Annotated in this window: 5 protein-coding genes; all 5 read left to right on the top strand. The window is 72.5% G+C overall.

All coding sequences use genetic code 11. The features are described 5' to 3' along the window. Window positions 1-626 (top strand): SDR family NAD(P)-dependent oxidoreductase (locus WA805_RS07110; protein ID WP_425241938.1); only part of this gene is annotated, 626 nt, incomplete at its 5' end. Window positions 627-682: 56 nt separating this feature from the next. Then, complete coding sequence (locus tag WA805_RS07105) at window positions 683-1165, top strand: nitroreductase/quinone reductase family protein (protein WP_422271860.1); 483 nt, start codon at window positions 683-685, stop codon at window positions 1163-1165. Window positions 1166-1196: 31 nt separating this feature from the next. Further along, on the top strand, window positions 1197-1499 hold the full coding sequence (locus tag WA805_RS07100; protein ID WP_422271858.1) for a hypothetical protein: 303 nt from the start codon (window positions 1197-1199) through the stop codon (window positions 1497-1499). A 96-nt stretch (window positions 1500-1595) separates the two neighbouring features. Then, on the top strand, window positions 1596-1979 hold the full coding sequence (locus WA805_RS07095) for a hypothetical protein (RefSeq protein WP_424558861.1): 384 nt from the start codon (window positions 1596-1598) through the stop codon (window positions 1977-1979). Further along, window positions 1980-2402, top strand: a 423-nt coding sequence (locus WA805_RS07090; protein WP_425241937.1) for a metallophosphoesterase family protein, incomplete at its 3' end; no start/stop codon positions are given. It lies immediately after the preceding gene.

Raw genomic sequence — 2402 nt, 5'->3', positions numbered from 1 at the left:
CCATCGCGGACGCCATCGTCAGCGACGGCGGCAAGGCGGTGCCGGTGACCGGCGACGTCACCGACTTCGGCCAGGTCGAGGCGCTGCGGCAGGCAGTCGAGGAGAGCCTGGGCCCGGTCGGGATCCTGGTGGCCAACGCGGGCGGCAGCCTCACCCCGCCGGCGTTGCTTGAGGAGATCCCTGAAGACGGCTGGCGCGCCACCATCGACGGCAACCTGCTCGCCACGTTCCTCACCCTGAAAAGCTTCCTGCCCGGGATGAAGGAACGCCGCCGCGGCTCGATCATCACGGTCAGCTCCACGGCGGGGCGCCGCCCGCACCCCGGCTCCCCCATCCCCTACGCCGCGGCCAAGGCAGGGATCGTCCTGCTCACCCAGGACGCCGCGGCCCAGGCGGGCCCGTTCGGGATCCGGGTCAACTGCATCGCGCCGGAGACCATCCTCACCGAACGGAACGTGCAGCAGATCCCCGCCGGGCTGCGCACCACCCTGGCGGACGCCCACCCGCTCAGGCGCCTCGGCACGCCGCAGGACGTCGCCGCCGCCGCCGCGTTCCTCGCCTCGGACGAGGCGGCCTGGATCACCGGCGTCGTCGTCGACGTGGCCGGCGGCGCGGTCATGATCTGAGAAGCGTCGTGATCTGAAAAGCAGAGTGATCTGAAAAGCAGAGAAAGGAAACTGTCATGGCGATGAACCAAGCCGCGATGCGGCGCCGCGCCCGGACCATGCGCGCCGTCAACGTGCCCATGCGGGCGGTGCTCGGGCTGCCGTTCCCGACCCCGCTGTCCGCGAACCTGATGCTTATCTCCTACACCGGCCGCAAGAGCGGGAAGGCGTACCGGCAGCCGGTGAGCTACGCCCGCGACGGCGAGACGCTGCTCACCCCGGGCGGCGGCCGGTGGACGCTGAACCTGACCGACGGTGAGCGGCCCCGGCCGGTCCGGATCAGGCTGCGCGGCCGCGACCTCCCCGCCAGGGGTGAACCCGTCACCGACGCCGCGGAGGTCGAGCGACTGCTCGGCGTCATCACCAGGGAGAACCCCCGGGCCGCCAGGTTCATCCCCATCCCGCGCCGCCCCGACGGCCGGCTGGAACCCGAGGCGCTCGACGCCGCGCTGCGGCACGGGTTCAGCATCGTCCGCTGGCACGTCGGGCCTGAGGAGTGACGGCGGGGACGTTCGGGGTAGCGTGGCAGGTATGAGCGAACCGGAGTTCCACCGCGACCGACGCGAGCACGGCGGCGCTTCGCAGCGCCTCGACGACGACAAGCTCGCCGAGCTCGCCGAAGACGAGCGGGTTGAAGCGGGGCTGGACGACTACAACCCCGACGAGGTGCCCCCGGCGACCGACCCGCTGCCGCCGGGAGTGCCTGAGCCACCGCCCGATGTCCGGCAGGGCAACGAGTACCAGGAAGAGCGCGCCGAGATCCGCAGGGAAGAAGAGGCGGGCGAGCTGCGCGACCCCGACCCGTTCCCGCCGACCCGCTATGACAGCGACTGACGGGCGAGAGGCGCCACCTTACGTTCCGGATAAATGTGATTCAGCGCATGCCCGGGCGAGCTTGCCTTCGCCCGCTGACGAGCCGACACTAGACCTGTGAGTCCGGTCGTCGATCTCATCCTCGTGCTCGTGCTGATGCCAGCCGCCGGGTTCGCCCTGATCGTCGGCTGGCGCGGCGCGAACTGGCTCGCCGAGAAACGGTGCAAGCCGTCGGCCCCCGAGCCGATCGACCGGCTGACCGCCAACCTGCGGCGGCTGCGCGCGGAGCTGGACGACACCGAGACGCAGGACGGGCTGACCGCCAAGCATCATCGGGTGCGAGCGCTGCGCGGCGCCTACATCGACACGCTCACCGCGGCCTGCGAGCGGCTCGACGTCCCCCCGCCGCCTGGCGACCGGGCACCGCTCGCCGAGATCTACCGGGTGGAGGCGGCGCTGCGGCAGCGCGGCCTGGACGTGCGGGAAACGGCGGCGCGCTGAATGTCGCGCCGCGCGGCCTCCCCTGCGGACGCCGTCCGGGTGCTCGCGGTGTCCGACGAGACGAGCGACGCGCTGCTGACCGACCTTGACCCGGTGCGATCGGCGCGGCTCATCCTCGCCTGCGGCGACCTGCCGTTCGACTACCTGGACGCGCTGGTCAACGCCCTCGAGGTGCCGCTGGTCTTCGTGCCGGGCAACCACGACCCCGACCTGTCCGGCTACCGGATGAGCCGGGCGGGGCTGACGCTGCGGGCCGGGCTGCCCGCCAGGGCGCCGTGGCCGGACGGGGCGGTCAACGCCGACGGCCGGATCATCGACGTGGCCGGGCTGCGGATCGGCGGGCTCGGCGGGTGCCTGCGCTATAGCGACGGGCCGAACCAGTACTCGCAGCGGCAGCAGGCAGGGCGGGCGCTGCGGCTGCGC

This window comes from Trebonia sp. (genome assembly GCF_049794275.1).
Classification (GTDB): Bacteria; Actinomycetota; Actinomycetes; order Streptosporangiales; family Streptosporangiaceae; genus Trebonia.
This window is presented reverse-complemented; position numbering and strand designations above follow the sequence as displayed.